Origin of the sequence: Bacillus sp. NTK074B, from assembly GCF_017303375.1 — a bacterium.
Taxonomy (GTDB): domain Bacteria; phylum Bacillota; class Bacilli; order Bacillales; family Bacillaceae_B; genus Rossellomorea.
On sequence record NZ_JAFKOH010000012.1, the window covers coordinates 70,705 to 87,666 of the forward strand.

The 16,962-nt window shown below is 42.7% G+C and carries 18 protein-coding genes; 7 read left to right on the forward strand and 11 right to left on the reverse strand.

The window, feature by feature from the left end; genetic code table 11:
* Nucleotides 1-6: 6 nt before the first annotated feature.
* The 10 genes from gvpN to JI667_RS18160 all read right to left on the reverse strand — a co-directional run bounded on the left by gvpN (nt 7) and on the right by JI667_RS18160 (nt 7,657).
* A complete protein-coding gene (gene gvpN, locus JI667_RS18115; RefSeq protein ID WP_206857649.1) occupies nt 7-930 on the reverse strand; it encodes a gas vesicle protein GvpN in 924 nt (307 codons plus the stop codon).
* Between the two features lie 28 nt (nt 931-958).
* Complete coding sequence (gene gvpO / locus JI667_RS18120) at nt 959-1,225, reverse strand: gas vesicle protein GvpO (protein WP_206857651.1); 267 nt, start codon at nt 1,223-1,225, stop codon at nt 959-961.
* A gap of 80 nt (nt 1,226-1,305) precedes the next feature.
* On the reverse strand, nt 1,306-1,566 hold the full coding sequence (gene gvpJ / locus JI667_RS18125; protein ID WP_034764908.1) for a gas vesicle protein GvpJ: 261 nt from the start codon (nt 1,564-1,566) through the stop codon (nt 1,306-1,308).
* A 21-nt stretch (nt 1,567-1,587) separates the two neighbouring features.
* The gene (gvpQ, locus tag JI667_RS18130) at nt 1,588-2,049 is read right to left on the reverse strand and encodes a gas vesicle protein GvpQ (protein WP_206857652.1); all 462 of its coding nucleotides are present in this window, start codon (nt 2,047-2,049) and stop codon (nt 1,588-1,590) included.
* 24 nt (nt 2,050-2,073) lie between these two features.
* Nucleotides 2,074-2,556: a GvpT/GvpP family gas vesicle accessory protein gene (gene gvpT / locus JI667_RS18135; RefSeq protein WP_206857653.1), complete on the reverse strand. Its 483-nt coding sequence runs from the start codon at nt 2,554-2,556 to the stop codon at nt 2,074-2,076.
* A 50-nt stretch (nt 2,557-2,606) separates the two neighbouring features.
* A complete protein-coding gene (gvpA, locus tag JI667_RS18140) occupies nt 2,607-2,867 on the reverse strand; it encodes a gas vesicle structural protein GvpA (protein WP_060674023.1) in 261 nt (86 codons plus the stop codon).
* Nucleotides 2,868-3,240: 373 nt separating this feature from the next.
* Nucleotides 3,241-3,834 carry a hypothetical protein gene (locus JI667_RS18145; RefSeq protein WP_206857654.1) on the reverse strand — a complete coding sequence of 198 codons (594 nt, stop codon included), beginning with the start codon at nt 3,832-3,834 and terminating at the stop codon, nt 3,241-3,243.
* Between the two features lie 9 nt (nt 3,835-3,843).
* A complete protein-coding gene (locus tag JI667_RS18150) occupies nt 3,844-5,022 on the reverse strand; it encodes a ParM/StbA family protein (RefSeq protein ID WP_206857655.1) in 1,179 nt (392 codons plus the stop codon).
* 551 nt (nt 5,023-5,573) lie between these two features.
* On the reverse strand, nt 5,574-6,350 hold the full coding sequence (locus JI667_RS18155) for a 3-hydroxybutyrate dehydrogenase (RefSeq protein ID WP_206857656.1): 777 nt from the start codon (nt 6,348-6,350) through the stop codon (nt 5,574-5,576).
* Nucleotides 6,351-6,370: 20 nt separating this feature from the next.
* Entirely contained in the window at nt 6,371-7,657 is a 1,287-nt protein-coding gene (locus JI667_RS18160) for a GntP family permease (protein ID WP_206857657.1), read from the reverse strand.
* Nucleotides 7,658-7,840: 183 nt separating this feature from the next.
* Here JI667_RS18160 and JI667_RS18165 point away from each other — a divergent pair, with 183 nt between their 5' ends.
* Both JI667_RS18165 and JI667_RS18170 read left to right on the forward strand, forming a co-directional pair.
* Nucleotides 7,841-8,716, forward strand: a complete 876-nt coding sequence (locus JI667_RS18165) for a LysR family transcriptional regulator (RefSeq protein WP_206857658.1) — start codon at nt 7,841-7,843, stop codon at nt 8,714-8,716.
* 102 nt (nt 8,717-8,818) lie between these two features.
* The gene (locus JI667_RS18170; RefSeq protein WP_206857660.1) at nt 8,819-9,220 is read left to right on the forward strand and encodes a carboxymuconolactone decarboxylase family protein; all 402 of its coding nucleotides are present in this window, start codon (nt 8,819-8,821) and stop codon (nt 9,218-9,220) included.
* A 47-nt stretch (nt 9,221-9,267) separates the two neighbouring features.
* Here JI667_RS18170 and JI667_RS18175 read toward each other — a convergent pair whose 3' ends face one another.
* On the reverse strand, nt 9,268-10,278 hold the full coding sequence (locus tag JI667_RS18175; RefSeq protein WP_206857662.1) for an NADP-dependent oxidoreductase: 1,011 nt from the start codon (nt 10,276-10,278) through the stop codon (nt 9,268-9,270).
* A 180-nt stretch (nt 10,279-10,458) separates the two neighbouring features.
* Between JI667_RS18175 and JI667_RS18180 the strand changes: the two genes are divergently transcribed.
* The 5 genes from JI667_RS18180 to JI667_RS18200 all read left to right on the forward strand — a co-directional run bounded on the left by JI667_RS18180 (nt 10,459) and on the right by JI667_RS18200 (nt 16,615).
* Nucleotides 10,459-11,208, forward strand: a complete 750-nt coding sequence (locus tag JI667_RS18180) for a response regulator transcription factor (protein ID WP_206857714.1) — start codon at nt 10,459-10,461, stop codon at nt 11,206-11,208.
* Entirely contained in the window at nt 11,205-12,209 is a 1,005-nt protein-coding gene (locus JI667_RS18185) for a sensor histidine kinase (protein ID WP_206857663.1), read from the forward strand. Before JI667_RS18180 ends, JI667_RS18185 begins: the two co-directional genes overlap by 4 nt.
* A gap of 100 nt (nt 12,210-12,309) precedes the next feature.
* Nucleotides 12,310-13,071 carry an ABC transporter ATP-binding protein gene (locus JI667_RS18190; protein ID WP_206857664.1) on the forward strand — a complete coding sequence of 254 codons (762 nt, stop codon included), beginning with the start codon at nt 12,310-12,312 and terminating at the stop codon, nt 13,069-13,071.
* The gene (locus JI667_RS18195) at nt 13,061-15,004 is read left to right on the forward strand and encodes an FtsX-like permease family protein (RefSeq protein ID WP_206857665.1); all 1,944 of its coding nucleotides are present in this window, start codon (nt 13,061-13,063) and stop codon (nt 15,002-15,004) included. The genes JI667_RS18190 and JI667_RS18195 overlap by 11 nt, the downstream gene beginning before the upstream one ends.
* 144 nt (nt 15,005-15,148) lie before the next feature.
* Nucleotides 15,149-16,615 carry a L,D-transpeptidase gene (locus JI667_RS18200; protein ID WP_206857666.1) on the forward strand — a complete coding sequence of 489 codons (1,467 nt, stop codon included), beginning with the start codon at nt 15,149-15,151 and terminating at the stop codon, nt 16,613-16,615.
* Nucleotides 16,616-16,962 lie beyond the last annotated feature (347 nt).

The following is a 16,962-nucleotide window of genomic DNA, read 5'->3' on the forward strand; positions in this document are numbered from 1 at the left end:
TCTCCTTTAATCCTCAGATACTTTCATTCTCTTACATGCCTCTATAATGAATTGTTCTGCTTTTTCTTGTGAGTTTTCTCCGTCGATACATCGACTTATACTATGTGCTGCTATATCAATACATAGACGTTGAAAATCTGTATCCTTACCGTCTATGGGAATGTCTGATTCAATGGCGAGTCTTGCAATCATTAAGGAAGCGCGCAAGCTCGGTCCGTTCATTTCATTTGTACATTGATCGCGTAATGTTGAGATGAGTGTAGTAATGGCTCTTGCTTCACTCATAACCAGGTTCGCTTTTTCTGATACTATCTTCGCCTCTTGTTCTGCTCCCTTGTAATCTACGTTGATCGTGATTAACCTGTCGAGTAGAGCATCCTGTGTTTGATAGACCCCTGCATACTCTGCAGGATTACTAGTAAATATGATGGCAAATTCCGGATGTACTCTAATAAAAGGCTCTGTCAATTTTGAACCGTACAAAGGAATGATTCCTTCTTCCAAAATGGATAGGAAGATATTATTCGTCGTCGGCTGTGATCGTGTAAATTCATCGTATACAAGGGTATAACCATTCTTGACGGCTTCCAGTAAACGTCCGTCTCTCCATGTCTCTGTGACGCTTTCGTCCTTTTTATAAACGGATCGTACATATTGATCAACAACCTTTTTACTTGTATAACCCGTAAAATCACCGATTAGGTCTTTATTATTCAGTTCATGATTACCGTGCGTGAGCATCACCGGTCTTTTTCTCTTTTTCGCAAGGGCGAGTGCAAGAGATGTTTTCCCGGCCCCGGAAGGACCCGTGAAATGCACAGGATATCCAGCTTTAAGGTATTGCAATGAACGCGAAAGCAATTCCTTCGTTTCATCATCTTGTATTAATGCCCTGCTATCCTTTTTGATCCGTTTAGTTAAGACCGTCACGTACCATTCCCTCCTACTCGCTCATCCACTACATTTCCTGTCCAATAGCACTTCTGTAACGGATATCCCGTCTTTTAAATGACGTGACTTCTTTTTCTTTATTCAGAAGTACATCATATGTTCCAAGCATTTCGTCTTTCGCATATTTCTTCATATATTCTTTTTCTTCAATGACTTCCACCTGCAGTTTCCAGCCTTCATCCTCTGTCAGTTCAACTGACGTAATTTTATGGACGGGAGCTACATGTTCATTGAAGAAATTCGTCACACTATTCATGATTTCTTTGATTACCATAGTTGCCTCCTACTGTAGATGAAGGGGAGGGTGCCGATAACGGCCCCCTTCAACTCCTGATTCCTTTGCTGTCATTCCTATTAAATGCTGAACTGTGAACTTCTTTCATTCTGCTGCGTGGCAAGACCGTTTTCTTCGACGTCATCCCGTAAGAGACCTACTGCTTCTGCGTAACGCAACCATGTATCTACGCTGGCAATGACGACCCTTGCTTCAACGGTCAATATTTCAATTCCAACGACAGATACTCTTGCAAATGCGTCAATGACGATTCCCTTGTCCAGAATACGGTCGATGACTTCTGCTAAACTTGAACTGTTATTACTTTTTTGTATAGCCAATTGGTATTCTCCTTCCGGTGTTTAAGAACAGATTGTCTTAATGTCTTTTGAAGATTTAATATTTTCTGAACTCTTTATTTCGGTGGAGCTCTTAATGTTAAAGGAACTCTTGATGTCACTTGATCCCTTAATATTTCCCACGCCTTTGATTTTTGTTTGTTTATCATTTGAGGAAGAAATTTTCTCTTGAAATTCTTCTCCTGCTTCTTTTGCATTTCCTAGCTTTTCCCGTACGGAAAGCAGGACATCCTGTACTTTTTCCTTTGCTTCTTCTGCTTTTGTGTGAACTTTGTCGGCATTTTTCTCTTTTGCGTTCTCTAACTCCTCTGATGCTTCGTTAGCTTTGGATTGAAGGCCGTCTTCCACACTGTTCACAAATGTTTCTTTCGCTTTCTCTTTCAACTTGTCTTTCACAGGCTCTGGAGCATGGTCGTATGCTTTTTTAGCCATCTTGCCAACTGCTTTTTTCACAGGTTTACTCATGTAATGCCCCCTTCAGGGATGCGATTATTTCTTAGACTCCACCAGGCTGTTCAGCATTTCTTCGATACGTTCTAAACGGTCATTCAAATTCTTGTTTTCTTCTTTGATTTCTTCTAATTCTTCTGATTGCCTGGAAGAATTTTCACTGCTTTCAGCCTTGGCATCCGACGCCTCATCTTTTATCTTCTTAGGTGACAGCAAGCCACCTTCAAGCCTGCTCATATAACCGGTGGCGGATTGTCTAAGGGTGATGATCGCTTGCTCAGTCAGGAATTCCTGGGCTGACCTCCGCAATTCTTTACTTGCCGCTTTCATCACATCTGATTTTCCTAAGCTGTCCACTACTTTTTTTCCTGTACCCGGATTTGAAAGTAATCCGAGACCGGCTCCGACTACTCCACCGATGATTGCGTAATTCATGGATTGTCTGTTTTCAGCTGATTGTTCTTCGTTTCCTTCTGTATTCTTCGTTTCCTCGACTTGTTGACTGCTTTTCACTTCCGCCATATTCATCCTCTTTTCTATTAAAATAGTAAAACTATATTTCATTTACTTGTTTAAATGCTGAATGCTGTTCCTCTTTCATTTTCCTGCTTGGCAAGACCTTCTTCCTGAACTTCGTCTCTTAGAAGCCCAACTGCTTCTGCATATCGTAACCATGTATCCACACTCGCAATGACAACCCGTGCTTCTATTGTCAGAATCTCGATACCTACTAAGGAAACTCTTGCAAAGGCATCAATGACGATCCCTTTATCCAGGATTCTATCGATTACTTCCGCGAGACTTGAGCTATCATTACTTTTTTGAATACTCATCGAATCTCTCCTCTTTAGTGGTTTAACCAATGACGTGCTTCTATTCTGTTTAATCGGTGTTTACCTCGATTGGGGTTATGCATAAACCAGGTCATGGGAATCATTTGAAATAAACTGCCATTTTTTATACATGTTTTAATTAACGGAAGGTACCCTGTAACATTTTTTTCTTAGAGACATATAAGATTGTGAGGTTGGAGTAGAAAATATAATTCAAATAAGACAAATTGGTTACAGTTCTAACTTTAATAGCTGGTTGAATTCAGAAGGGAAGTGTGCTTTGAAATAGAGGGGACACTGTGGACTTTTTTCTGTATCCTGAGGTCGCTTAAACTCAAAAGAACCCGAAGCTGCATACGCTTCGGGTTCTTCTTTATTTATTCATCTGAGCAAGGAAATCACCCAATAGATCGTCCATTGATTCTTCTTTGGGCTCTTCGTGGGCGGATTGCTGGGGTTTCATGGCATTGTCCCAGTCAAAGTTGTCCAATTCTTCATCTGTAGAGTGTGAGCGCTCGTCCTCTACTTCTTCAGGTGAATCATCTATCACTTGATCAAGGGACCATTCCCGTGAGGTATCGTGACTTGCTGCCGATTCTTCCTGAAGATAGAGAGCTTCATTGATATCCAATGAGTTACTGCTTATGGAAGCAAGCAGGGAGGCCGTACGCACCGGATTGGAAAGAAGCTGGTACACGATGCTCCCTAAGAGCGCTTCTGAATGTTCATGCTTTAACCAATCACGTTGGGACTTGTCCAGGCCCTTCGGAAGGGGGATCGTAATCGCTTCCCGCTGTTTGGAAATTGTATCATTCACACCGTTCAATACAAGCTCTGCAATTTTACTGGAGAAATTTCGTTTCTCCGTCTCCTTCAGCTTTTGCAGATGCTTTAATACATGGTCAGGTGTATCAGAAGGAAGCCGAAACGTAATCGGCTGACCCCTCGACATCCCTTTTTCTTTCATACCATCACCCTATTTGGTTTTCGCTAATTTTTGTTCGTCTTTCTGGACTTGTTGCTGTTTTTCATTCTTCCTTGAAAAGTCAGCAATCAGCTTGTAGTAGGCATTGGCCATCATCCAAATGCTTTCCTTCTCATCTTCAAAGAAGTCGATATTATACCCATCAAGATTATTATTAAGCGTTTTGATATATTCTTTCAGGACGCTTGATCCACCACCGATGAAGTAGCAGATTTCCGTTTGGGAATTCTTTTGCCACATATTGCGAAGGTGACGGTATTGCTTTTTAGCCAATTCAAGCATAATGCGGTCCACAATGTCATGGACGCTTGTACGACTTCCTTTGACCATGATATGATTACGATCATTCTTCTTCGTGATGATTTCCACCACATCACGACGGCTGTCAAGCTCAATGCCGTGTCTTGAACGGATTTCCTCACGGATCAATTCAAGGGATTCAGATACTCCCAGGTTAAAACCTTGAGCTTTATCATCATCTACTTTGCGATCTTTGATGACCGCGATATCCGTTGATAATCCACCAATATCCTGAATCAGGATGCGCTTATCAATCAAATCTTTATTGATGATATTTGCATTGTTATCCATTACAAGGTTGATAAATGCAGCAAACCCTTCAGGATACACCTTCACTTCATCAAATTTGATATTCACTTTGATGCCTTGATAGCGGGGAGTGACAAGAAACTCGACCTGGTGTACGGATCCTAACAATCTTGAACGGTACCCAACATCTTTACCTTCCTTCACTTCGCGGAGGGGAAGACCTGTTCCAAGCGTATAGTTTGCTTCTATTACATTATTATTCTTTTTAAAAAGATCGTTGCGCGCTGCATCTAAAGCGATCGAAGCAAATAGCATGACCAGTGTTTGATCTTCTTCTGATTTGCTGCTGCCCGGATCAAGTTCCGTTGAGTTATTGCTCTTCGTCGCAAGATTACCGACACGATAAATCGCATTATTGTCTTTCAAAGCAGGGGAGTGGACACGGATATGTATGCCATCTAGTGGGTCTTGTGTATCCAGCTCCTCGATTCCGATGATCGGACGATCTTCAATATCCCGAGCGATGACATTCGGAATATTCACCTCAGCGTCCATTTTTCCAAAAATACCTTTTAAAGAATCATTACCAACATCAATGGCTGCAATTCGAGAATTCATCATTAAAATCATCCTTTCATTCATGAGTAAGAATTTATCAAAAAATTTCAACTCTTACTTTCAGATTATACAATTTCTCGTCTCCGGTCAATCCTACTTTTCTATCGAAAATCAAAGAGTGAGTTCAGGAAGTTGTATACATTTTTGTATCGTTGTACACGTATTTTGTACACATCCCTTTAAATCAACATGTGTACTATTTTGTTTACATGTATACATTTTTGTCTACAATTGTGTACGTTATTGTTTACATGTATACATTTTTGTAAACTTTACGATTTTTACATAATCTTACTTCAATTGGTGCTCATTCTACTACTATATAAAACCAGCGAACTACCATATTTTTGAAAATTAAAAGGGAAAAATGGTGATGACAAAAAACCGAAATGATAAATAATGAAGAGTAGACCGACGGGTTGAAAAGAGGGAGAAGATTGTCGATTAAAGAAGAAATGTGAAAGAAAGGCACAGCTCTTTAGGGGGAGAAGCTAGTAAAAGATATAAAAAGGCTTCGACACTCCACAGTGCCGAATCCTTCCCCATTCATTTCATTATTGAGCTGTATATCCTCCGTCTATGACAACGGCCTGCCCTGTGACACTACCAGCTTTATCACTGGACAGGAACATGGCATAATCCGCAATCTCACTGACATCCAGCAAACGTTTTTGAGGGACTAAAGGATAGATGACTTCTTCCAGAACTTTCTCTAACGGTACATTGCGTGTAGTGGCGATGTCCTTTAGCTGTCCTCTGACGAGTGGCGTATCCACATAACCAGGGCAAATGGAATTCACTGTAATACCAAATGGAGCCGACTCCAGGGCTGCCACTTTCGTTAAGCCGATTACACCGTGTTTTGCACTGTTGTAAGCAGCTTTTCCAGCAAAACCAACTAAACCGTTAATGGAAGATACATTGATAATCCGTCCAAATGCTTGATCCTTCATGATAGGAAGGACGTGCTTGATGGCGACGAAAGGTGCTGTAAGCATGATCTTAATCATAAGTTCGAATTTTGCCGTCGGGAACTCCTCGATTGGTGACACATGCTGTAATCCTGCATTATTCACCAGGACATCAATGCGTCCATACTGTTTGTAAGCTGTGTCAATCATGTTCTTGATATCTTCTTCCCTCGTTACATCTGCTTTAAGCCCAATCGCTTCATACCCCATATCTCTAAGGTTGTTTGCCGCTGCCTGAACGCCTTCTTCATTGAGATCCGTCAGTACTACTTTACTTCCGTTTTCTGCATAGGATTTTCCTAATTCAAAGCCAATTCCGCTTGCTGAACCTGTAATTAACACTACTTTATTTTCTACCATTTCCAAACACTCCTTTAAAATTATATTAGACCGATGCTTGCCATAATGATTCCTGCGATCACTGCAATCGTAGGGATGACCAGCCCGACCATGAATACATCCTTATAACAGTCTTTATGGGTTACATTCGTCACTGCCAAAAGCGTCAGTAATGCTCCATTATGAGGCAGGATCGATGCACCTGAAGCAATCGATGCCATACGGTGAAATGCTTCGGGACTGATGCCCGTCGTCTGTGACAATTGGTAATAGGTATCGCCCAGTGCCTGCATGGCAATTCCCATTCCACCTGAAGCAGAACCGGTGATCATGGCAAGGATCTGTACGATCAATGACTCAGAAATCAAGGGATTTGACGAGATTCCCAAGACTAGATCCGTGATGCGGTCAAAGTCAGGTACACTCGTCACGACTGCACCGAATCCTACTGCTGCACTGGTATTGATGATGGCCATGACAGAGCCTTTTGCTCCTTCATTAATGGAAGGGATGAATATCTTGTATCGACTCACATTTATAATGAGAATCAGCATGATCCCTGCCAGCAAAGATGGGATGGCATCTACTTTCATTCCGTTTAATAACACAACAACCAGCAGCAGTGGCAGAAGAGAAATGATCCAATTGGGTAATTCTTGTTTTTCACTTTTCTCCTGAGATCCTGAACGATTGTTTTCTTTGAACGTTTGGCCTTTGGCTGCCATCTTCTTCTGCCGGCCTACAAGCCAGAAGTATCCACCTACAGCCATGATGAGGGATGCGACTACCCCCATCCACGAACCTGCCATGGGTGAAGTGTGAAACGTTTTCATGGGGATCAAGTTTTGGATTTGCGGTGTTCCGGGAACAGCCGTCATAGTGAACGTGAATGCACCAAGTACAATGGTCGGTGCAATAAGATTTCTGGATATATCCGCGTTCCTGAATAAAGCCAAAGCGATGGGATAAATCGCAAACACAACGACAAAGAGACTCACGCCACCATAGGTCAGAACAGCCGAAGCGACGAGTACACCAAGAATCGCACGCTTCTCCCCAATCATTTTAGTGATTTGGTAAGCAACCGATTTGGCAGCACCCGTATCTTCCATCAGCTTTCCAAATACGGCTCCCAATAAGAAAATCGGAAACCATTGCTTGGCAAAATCCACGAATCCCGACATATACGTGTTGGTATACGCATCCATCAGATCCATACCGCTCATCAGCGCGACTATGCCTGCGACGATCGGTGCAATCCATATGATGGACCACCCCAGATAGGCAAAGACCATCAACAGGGTCAAACCTATTAAAATACTAAACAACTTCTTTCCACCCTTCTAAAGAAAACAGAAAGAGAGTACACGATTCCGCTCCCCTCTTCCAACGTTTAAACAATTAAAATTTTTGACGTAAGAAAGTTTACTCCTCTCCTATTAATAAGTAAAATGAATTAAAACTATATTTGTCATACAAAAAAGTTATAGATTGAAAAGGAGAGATACCACTTGGATATACGCCAGCTTACCTACTTTAATGAAGTGGCCAAATATAAAAGTTTCACGAAGGCTTCAAATGTACTTCATCTATCACAGCCTACCCTCAGCAAAATGGTCCGGAGCCTTGAAGATGAATTGGATATGGAACTGATTGACCGGTCAGCACGGCAAATCGAATTGACGGAGGCAGGGGAAATCGTTTATGAGCAGGGGCAGGTGATCCTTGAATCTCTGGATCACCTGTCCACACATCTTTATGATTTGATGAATTTAAAAAAGGGGAAAATCAAAATCGGGATTCCTCCGTTGATCGGATTTTTGTTTTTTCCAAGCATCATAAAAAAATTCAAGACGTTGTATCCAGATGTTCAGATACAGCTAAACGAGTTTGGGGCAAATAAAGTTGAAGAAGAGGTGGGAGACGGAAAGCTCGACCTTGGGGTAGTCGTGTTGCCGATGGATGAGGATGAATTCGATGTCGTCCCATTCGTTTCCGAAAAGCATATGTTATTTGTCCATCACTCTCATCCATTGGCAGGAAAAGAGTCGGTGGAGATGCAGGAATTACATGATGAAGACTTCATCCTCTTCAGTGAAGATTTCGCGCTTCACGACAAGATCATTGATGAATGCAGAAAAGCGGGCTTCCATCCTAAGATCGCTTATGAGAGCTCACAGTGGGACTTCATAGGGGAAATGATCGGACAGAACCTAGGGATTTCGATCTTTCCTCAATCGATTTCCAAGAAGGTGGATCAAAATGTAGTGAAATCTATTCCCATCGTCAATCCAACCGTTCCGTGGAATTTAGGAATCATCACAAAAAAGGGAAGATACGAATCCTATGCTGTACGGGAATTTAAAAAAATGCTGGATCTCCGATAAAATATAACTTTATTGCATACATTTAATAAATAATATGAATTTTACGCATAGATTATCCAGCGATATAGTATACCTGTAGAACATAATCAGGAGGTATACAAAATGAATGAAAGCAGATATCAACACGGATTAGACAAACTGATGGAATACACACTGAAAGATAATGAGGATATTTCAACTCATCTGAAAATTTCAGAAGCGCTGGAGGATATCGCTCCCGATGTAGGAAAATACATCATTGAATTTGCGTACGGTGATATCTATTCCCGTTCTGGATTGACGAACAAGCAACGAGCCATCGTAACGATTTCATCCCTCGTGACACAAGGGACGGAGCCTCAGCTTGAACTTCATATCAATACGGGACTGACTGCGGGGCTAACAGAGGAAGAAATCGTCGAGAGCATTACACATTTGATTCCTTACACAGGCTTTCCACGCGTTCTTAATGCCCTTACGGTTGCAAAGAAGGTTTTCGCTATGCGTCGTGAGGAAAAACACTGATGAAGAAAGGCCTGACGATATCGTCAGGCCTTTCTTCATTATAAGGGTTACAAGGGCTTTTTCACCTCTAACACTACCTTACCCTTAGCTCTGCCTGTTTCGACGTAATGAATGGCTTCCTGAGCCTCCTCAAGGCGGTAAACCCTATCCACCACAGGTCGTATTCTCCCTTGTTCCACAAGATCTTTGATTTTACTAAGCTGTTTTCCGCTCGGTTTCATAAACAGGAAGTGATAGTCTACGTTATATTTTTGCTCGAGAGCCGTTATTTGCCTGCTCACGATAGAGAATACAATGCGCTTTAGTAAACCCAACTTGTTTTCTACAGCGAATCTACCGTTTGGCACTGCTGATACCGACACGATTCTTCCATGCGGTTTTACTACCCGGAACGAACGGTTCAGGGATTCCCCTCCGAGCGTATCGAATACCGCATCGAATTCTTCTAGAACTTCCTCAAATGGTTGTTCCCTATAATTGATCACCCGATCCGCTCCAAGGGACGAAACCATATCGTGCCCTTTTTCACTTGCCGTAGTCGCTACATACGCTCCCATTTCCTTCGCAAGCTGAATGGCAAAAGTCCCGACTCCCCCTGCTCCTGCATGAATAAGGATTTTCTGATTCGGTTTAAGTTCGAGGACATCATGGAATGCCTGCCACGTAGTCAGGCCAACAAGCGGAAGGGAAGCTGCCTCTACGAACGTCAGGTTGTCAGGTTTCAACGACACGTCGTCTTCATGAACAGAAAGATATTCGGCGAACGTGCCGATCCTGTTCTTCCTAGGCCTGCCGTATACTTCATCCCCCACCTGAAACTTACGAACCTTTTCACCGGTTTGAATCACTGTTCCGGAGAAATCATTCCCCAGTACGAGTGGCATGTTATAATTCAACAGCATTTTCACCTTGCCGTCCCTGATCTTGAAGTCGATCGGATTCAGGCTCGCAGCGTAAACCTCGACTAAAACATCATGTTCTCCCACTTCAGGAACAGAAAGCTCCGTCACCTCTAAAGGAGTGTCCTTACCATACTTCTTTATGGCCATAGCTTTCATATACTTCCTCCTCATACTTAAAGTTTAAATGTTTAATCATATAAACATATTATGTAGAAATGGACTTCATCCGTCAATAAAATTGCATAGATAACGGTTTATACTATTTTGTATATTGGTAGAAACGCCCTCACTGATAATCTATATTTCTCTAAATTAAACAGCTTCTTTATACGTCATATGGCAAAACTATTGGATTTCCTATACAATTTATGTAAACAGCAAGATTGTGTGGTGACTTTATTGAAACTATTACTCATTGAAGATGATACTTCCCTATTTAACGAAATCAAGGAACGGCTTTCCCAATGGTCCTACGAAGTGTATGGAATCACGGACTTCCATCATGTGATGCAGGAGTTTGCAGATGTAAAGCCTGATCTTGTGATTATTGATATTCAATTGCCTAAGTTTGACGGCTTCCATTGGTGCAGGATGATCCGATCCCATTCAAACGTACCGATCCTGTTCCTGTCCTCCCGGGATCATCCGACGGATATGGTCATGTCCATGCAGCTTGGAGCGGATGACTTCATCCAGAAGCCTTTCCATTTCGATGTGATGATCGCCAAGATCCAGGCGACTCTCAGGAGGGTGTATAACTATAACACTGAACAGGTCAGCATCAAGACATGGTGTGGGGCGACTGTTGACTTTGAACGAAATACGGTAACGAATGAACAGGGATCCGTTGAATTGACGAAGAATGAAATGTATATTTTGAAGCTACTCATTGACCAGAAGAATAAAATTGTGATGAGGGACGACCTCATCAACAGACTGTGGGACGACAAGCGATTTATCAGTGACAACACGTTGACCGTCAATGTGAACCGCCTCAGGAAGACTCTTGAAGAGATCGGACTTGGCCGCTTTATTGAAACGAAGGTCGGCCAGGGGTATATGGCCATTGAAGAGGATTCTCCATGATCCGGACGTATATATGGGAACGAATAAGCTGGATATCGTTCGTAATTGTTCTTCATCTGTTCTGGCTTTTTATCGCTTATATTGATTCGGCCATCCCTTTGCAGCCGATCTTGTATATGGTGTTCCTTTCCCTGTTCTTTTTCATGGTATTTGTTTTCATCCGATACCAGAAGGAAACCCGTTTCTTCAAACGACTGAAAGAATGGGATCATAACCTCCATATGACTGGGGTGGATGCCCCGGATTCCCCATTTGAAGAAATCATCTCAGATAGTTTGTCTGAGCAGGCAGCCCTCCTAAGACAGGCTGCTTCCGAGAATCGAGTGATGCTCGAACAGGAAAAGGATGACCTGCTGTCCTGGATTCATGAAGTGAAAACCCCTCTGACGGCATTGCACTTAATGATAGAACGTGTGCAGGAAGAGTCTTTGAGGGCACCGTTAAAATACGAATGGCTACGGATCCACCTATTATTGGATCAGCAGCTTCACCAGAAGCGGATGACGTTCATGGAGAATGATTTGTACATAGAAGATACGGATCTGGAACCCGTTATTTTTCAGGAAATAAAAACGCTGCAATCCTGGTGTATCCAGAAAGGAATTGGGTTTGATCTTCAACTGGGAGTCACGAACGTACTAAGCGATGCGAAATGGCTTGCATTTATGATCAGGCAGCTTTTAACCAATGCCGTTAAATACAGCAAGGAGTCGGACATTGTCATAGCAAGTGAACGGAGGGAAGGAAAAGTGACACTCACCCTTCAGGACTCCGGCAGGGGGATCGACCCCAGAGACATGCCGAGGATCTTTGACAAGGGCTTCACCTCCACTCTCGACCACCATGATCACGCTTCTACCGGAATGGGGTTATATTTAACCAAAAGAGTGGCGGAACCCTTACTTATTTCTGTCGGAATCGAGTCCAAAAGAGGGGAAGGGACCACGGTCACCCTCACCTTCCCTGAGAAAAATGATTTCGTTCAACTTACTGGCGTGTGACAAAAATGTCACATGCTTTTCTATTTTGTTCGAACAATAAAAGGAAAAGAATCTTCCTGCTTTTTATAATGAAGGTATCAAATCAAAGGAGTTTTTCGGTATGACCATATTAGAAGCAAACAAACTTCATAAAAGCTATGGAAATAAATTTAATAAGCAGGAAGTATTGAAAGGGATCGACCTCTCGATCCAAAAAGGGGAATTCGTCAGTATCATGGGTGCATCGGGATCAGGTAAGACCACCCTCCTGAATGTCCTTTCCTCCATCGATAAAGTAAGTGAAGGGTCTATTAAAATTGAGAGTAATGAAATGACGGCGATGAAAGAAAAACAGCTCGCACAGTTCAGAAAGAATCACTTGGGCTTTATTTTCCAAGACTATAATCTATTGGACACCTTAACGGTGAAAGAAAATATCCTTCTGCCTTTATCCATTACTAAGACTCCGAAGAAGGAAGCCGACCAGAAGTTCAATGACCTTGCTTCAGAACTCGGGATCCTTGAACTGAAAGATAAATACCCGAATGAAATATCAGGCGGACAGAAACAGCGGACATCCGCTGCACGTGCCTTCATCCATGAACCAAGCATCATTTTCGCAGATGAACCGACGGGTGCCCTGGACTCGAAATCAGCTTCTGATCTCCTGAACAAACTGAGCGACCTCAACCAAAAGCTGAAGGCGACAATCGTCATGGTGACGCATGATCCCGTTGCGGCCAGCTACTGCAGCCGGGTCGTCTTCATCAAAGACGGGCAGATCTATACTCAATTAACAAAAGGCGACCAGGAAAGACAGCATTTCTTCCGTGACATCATGAAAACCCAAGGCGTACTCGGTGGTGTTCAGAATGAATCTTAATACCCTGATCATCAGGAATCTGAAGAAGAACCTGAAGAACTATTACCTGTATGTATTTGCCTTGATTTTCAGCGTCGCCCTTTATTTCGCCTTTGTCACCCTTCAGTATGATCCATCCATGGATGCAACAAAGGGAACCATTAAGGGAGGGGCTGCGGTAAAGGCCGCATCTGTCCTGCTGGTCGCCATTGTCTCGATCTTTCTTTTATACGCCAATACCCTTTTCATCAAAAGACGAAGTAAAGAAATCGGTTTATTTCAGTTAATCGGTATGACAAAGAATAAAATCTTCCGCATATTAAGTGTGGAGAATTTCATCCTTTATTTCGGTTCTTTGATACTTGGTATTCTGATCGGGTTTTCTTTCTCTAAGCTCATCATCATGATTTTATTTAATATAACCGGAGTTGATGCGATTGCCACGCTGCATTTCTCGACCAAGGCACTTCTCCAGACCATCATCGTTTTCTGTGCGATTTACTTGCTGATCATGCTGATGAACTTTGTATTCATCAAAAGACAAAGCATCTTATCACTCTTCAGGGTCCGTTCTTCAACGGAGACCAAGGTGAAAAAGATGTCCACGTTCGAGATCGTCATTGGGATTTTCGGCATCCTATTGATTGCTTCCGGGTATTATGTCTCTTCCAAATTGTTTGGCGGCGACTTCTCGACCATGCCAGAACTTTATGGAGCGATGCTCTTTATCCTCGGCTCGGTGATTCTTGGTACCTATTTATTTTATAAAGGGTCCGTCAGCTTTATTTTCAATGTGATCCGTAAGAAGAAGGACGGTTATCTGAACATTAACCAGGTTCTGTCCCTTTCATCCATTATGTTCCGGATGAAGTCGAATGCATTGCTTTTGACGATTATCACTACCGTATCGGCCCTGGCTATAGCACTATTGTCTTTGAGTTATATTGGGTATTATTCTGCTGAGAAAACGGCTGAGAACAGTGTGCCGGCGGATTTTTCGTTTACCAGTACTCAAGATTTTGACACTTTTAAGGATGCCCTCCTTGATAAGGGTATTGAATACAACAGAGAAGAGATTGAGGTCATTGAGGTGCTTGTCAACCTGAAAGGCATTACGGACTCTGATTTCGGAGAACTGAACGGTTCACTCGACGCCATGCAGAATTCAGTTATCAGCGAGAAAAGCGTTGAAGGGGTAAATGTAAAAGAAGATGAGACTGTCTTTACAGGTTACAGCGACCTACTTCAAAAGGTCATTCCGCTGAACAATTCTGGGATGACGGAGCTAAAGGGCAAAACAGAGATCACGAAGCTCAAATACTTAGGAATGAGGGAAGAGTATCCGATTTCGTGGTATTTTACAGCAGGAGGATCCCCTGTTGTAATCGTGGATGATCACGTATTTCAGGAGTTGAAAAAGGACTTGGATCCTGAAATCCAAAAAGAAAATTCACTGTATATCGGTGTATCGATACAAGAAGAAGACCTGGCAGAAGCCAACGATCTCTTTCATACGTTAAAACTTGATGAAGGATGGGCAAACGATTCCCAACTCGATGTGAAGGCCGAACAAAAACAAAACATCGGTCTCATCATGTTCATCGTCGGATTCCTCGGCCTCACCTTCCTGGTCACATCGGGATGCATCCTGTACTTCAAGCAGATGGACGAAAGTGAAGATGAGAAGCCGAACTATACGATTCTACGAAAGTTAGGCTTTACTCAAGGCGATTTATTGAGAGGCATTCAAGCCAAGCAGCTCTTCAGCTTCGGGATCCCTCTCCTCATCGGACTTCTCCACAGTTACTTCGCGGTCCAATCCGGATGGTTCCTGTTCGGAGCCGAAGTATGGACGCCGATGATCATTGTCATGGTTTTATATACGGTACTGTATCCCATCTTCGGTGTATTATCGATTCTGTATTATAAAAAGGTGATCAAATCGTCGTTATAATGGAAAGTGCCATCCCTGGATCGGGGATGGCTTTTTTGCAGATACAACACCCTTTTAGCACCTCTCCTAATCGGTTCCCGTTCTTTTTTCCTATTCACCAAAATATATATATGAAAGGAAACAACCTGAATGAGGAGGGGAAATATGGAACGGTTTGACAGCCATCTAAAAAAGAATTTGTTGCATATTCACAAGAATGTCTACCTATCTAAAAGCGATGAACAATATCATGAAAAGATCCTTCGCTATCATGATGCGTCCTCTCCGGAAGCCCATTATCTTCTTGGACAAAAAATGGAACAAAAAGGGCTCTTGGTCAAGGCATATAAACATTATCAGGCCGCATCCGGGGTGTATTCCCCTTATTACTTTAAAGCCAAACAGGCATGCAGGCTCCTTGAGGATCAAATGAGCGGGGATATGGGACAAGTTCAGAAACCGGAAAAGGCCGTTCTTCCCTTTTATGTAAAGGTCATCTTATGCATGCTTGTTTTCATCAACGTGTGTTTATTGATTCTGCTATTTTTATTTCCTTCATTGAGTAGTACCATCTCATCCAGCCTGAAGGTGTGGAGCACCGGAACAAATGTCGTATATGAAACGGAAGAATTTCCTTACGTCATGTACTTCCCGACAGACACTCCAAAGGATGAAATCGAACAAACCCTCCATGACGAATCGATCCGTCTCGGCAAGGATGTTAAGAACAAGACCATCCTCATTTATGGTGTGACAACGACTGATCCGAAGCTTTCCTTAACAGTCCTTCCGTTAAAAAGCGAATCGGTCAGGGAAAGTTCCTTCGTAAAGGCAGAATACAATTCAACGTTGAACGAACCCGTGAAGATCCGTTTTTTTGATCAAAGCAAGGCAGCATCAGCAATCGATCCTTATCCCCTTCAATTGATCGGTGCCAATTTAGTCCGAACTGCCTTGCAGTCTTATATGGAGGACAAGGGGTCTCCTCCAGAAAGCCTCGATCAACTGGTCTCAGATTACCCGGACAATTATCTGAGCTTCATCCCAAACGAGTTCATGACTGGTTCAAACGTTATTTCCAATCGTTTTTCAGGTGAGGGTGGATGGGTGTACAATCAGGAAGCAGAAACCCTTGCCGATATGTTCTATCCAAATATCACTGACCCTTCACCGATTCCCTTCAGCCCCGTGAAAGTAGACATCAACAAACGAACATTTTCCCTCGTTGTCAAAGTCCCGCCGTACGTTGTCTCGTCATACTCAATCGGGATTGGAAAGCACGACTCCACTCCCACAGGTCATTTCCCAATACGAAATCGTGTCCTGAAGCCATCAGGAGAACATCCCGGAATGTTCGGTTCCGCTGCTCTTGGTATGGGGGACATCGCCATCCACGGGACCCTTGACGAAACGTCCATCGGAAATTCCTTGTCACACGGATGTATCCGCCTGGTGAATCCAGACATGGAAGGAATCTTTGACTTTGTTCCTAAAGGAACGGTTGTGACAATAGATAACAAAGCGCAGGCTGGTGATTTGAAACCTATGACGAACAGCCTGGATCCGCTATACCCTGTTGAACGTCCGGAAAATAAACAATCTACGACGACCATATTTGATTGGGCGGGGTAAGGGGAAACAGTCGAGAGACAGAAGCCAAAGACCAAACTCTATTGATTTGGTCTTTTTCGCATTGAAGGCAGACTCTATTCACTCTCCTGGATCAGGAGATAAAATTACCAGGAAAGAGGTTTTACGTTTTAAAGTATGAGAATTCATGTAGAAATTCTCGTATTGAGATTACTAGACTGATAGAAATTTTTTCATCCGGACTAAGATATAGGTTACATTGAAAAACTTTGCACCTTGGTAACCAAACCTTGTGGTCACGAAAAAGGACATACAGTCAGTACATTAATTGGGATATAACATCAATTTTCCTTAATCCCATCTTTGAAGCTTTTTAAAGAAGATCAACA

Coding starts and splice junctions, on each gene's coding strand:
- JI667_RS18145 (WP_206857654.1), bottom strand. CDS start 3,834: ATGAAAGAAAAAGGGATGTCGAGGGGTCAGCCGATTACGTTTCGGCTT.
- gvpO (WP_206857651.1), bottom strand. CDS start 1,225: ATGGTAATCAAAGAAATCATGAATAGTGTGACGAATTTCTTCAATGAA.
- gvpT (WP_206857653.1), bottom strand. CDS start 2,556: ATGGCGGAAGTGAAAAGCAGTCAACAAGTCGAGGAAACGAAGAATACA.
- JI667_RS18185 (WP_206857663.1), top strand. CDS start 11,205: ATGATCCGGACGTATATATGGGAACGAATAAGCTGGATATCGTTCGTA.
- JI667_RS18190 (WP_206857664.1), top strand. CDS start 12,310: ATGACCATATTAGAAGCAAACAAACTTCATAAAAGCTATGGAAATAAA.
- JI667_RS18150 (WP_206857655.1), bottom strand. CDS start 5,022: ATGATGAATTCTCGAATTGCAGCCATTGATGTTGGTAATGATTCTTTA.
- gvpA (WP_060674023.1), bottom strand. CDS start 2,867: ATGAGTATTCAAAAAAGTAATGATAGCTCAAGTCTCGCGGAAGTAATC.
- JI667_RS18180 (WP_206857714.1), top strand. CDS start 10,459: ATGGCAAAACTATTGGATTTCCTATACAATTTATGTAAACAGCAAGAT.
- gvpQ (WP_206857652.1), bottom strand. CDS start 2,049: ATGAGTAAACCTGTGAAAAAAGCAGTTGGCAAGATGGCTAAAAAAGCA.
- JI667_RS18170 (WP_206857660.1), top strand. CDS start 8,819: ATGAATGAAAGCAGATATCAACACGGATTAGACAAACTGATGGAATAC.
- JI667_RS18195 (WP_206857665.1), top strand. CDS start 13,061: ATGAATCTTAATACCCTGATCATCAGGAATCTGAAGAAGAACCTGAAG.
- JI667_RS18155 (WP_206857656.1), bottom strand. CDS start 6,350: ATGGTAGAAAATAAAGTAGTGTTAATTACAGGTTCAGCAAGCGGAATT.
- JI667_RS18175 (WP_206857662.1), bottom strand. CDS start 10,278: ATGAAAGCTATGGCCATAAAGAAGTATGGTAAGGACACTCCTTTAGAG.
- JI667_RS18200 (WP_206857666.1), top strand. CDS start 15,149: ATGGAACGGTTTGACAGCCATCTAAAAAAGAATTTGTTGCATATTCAC.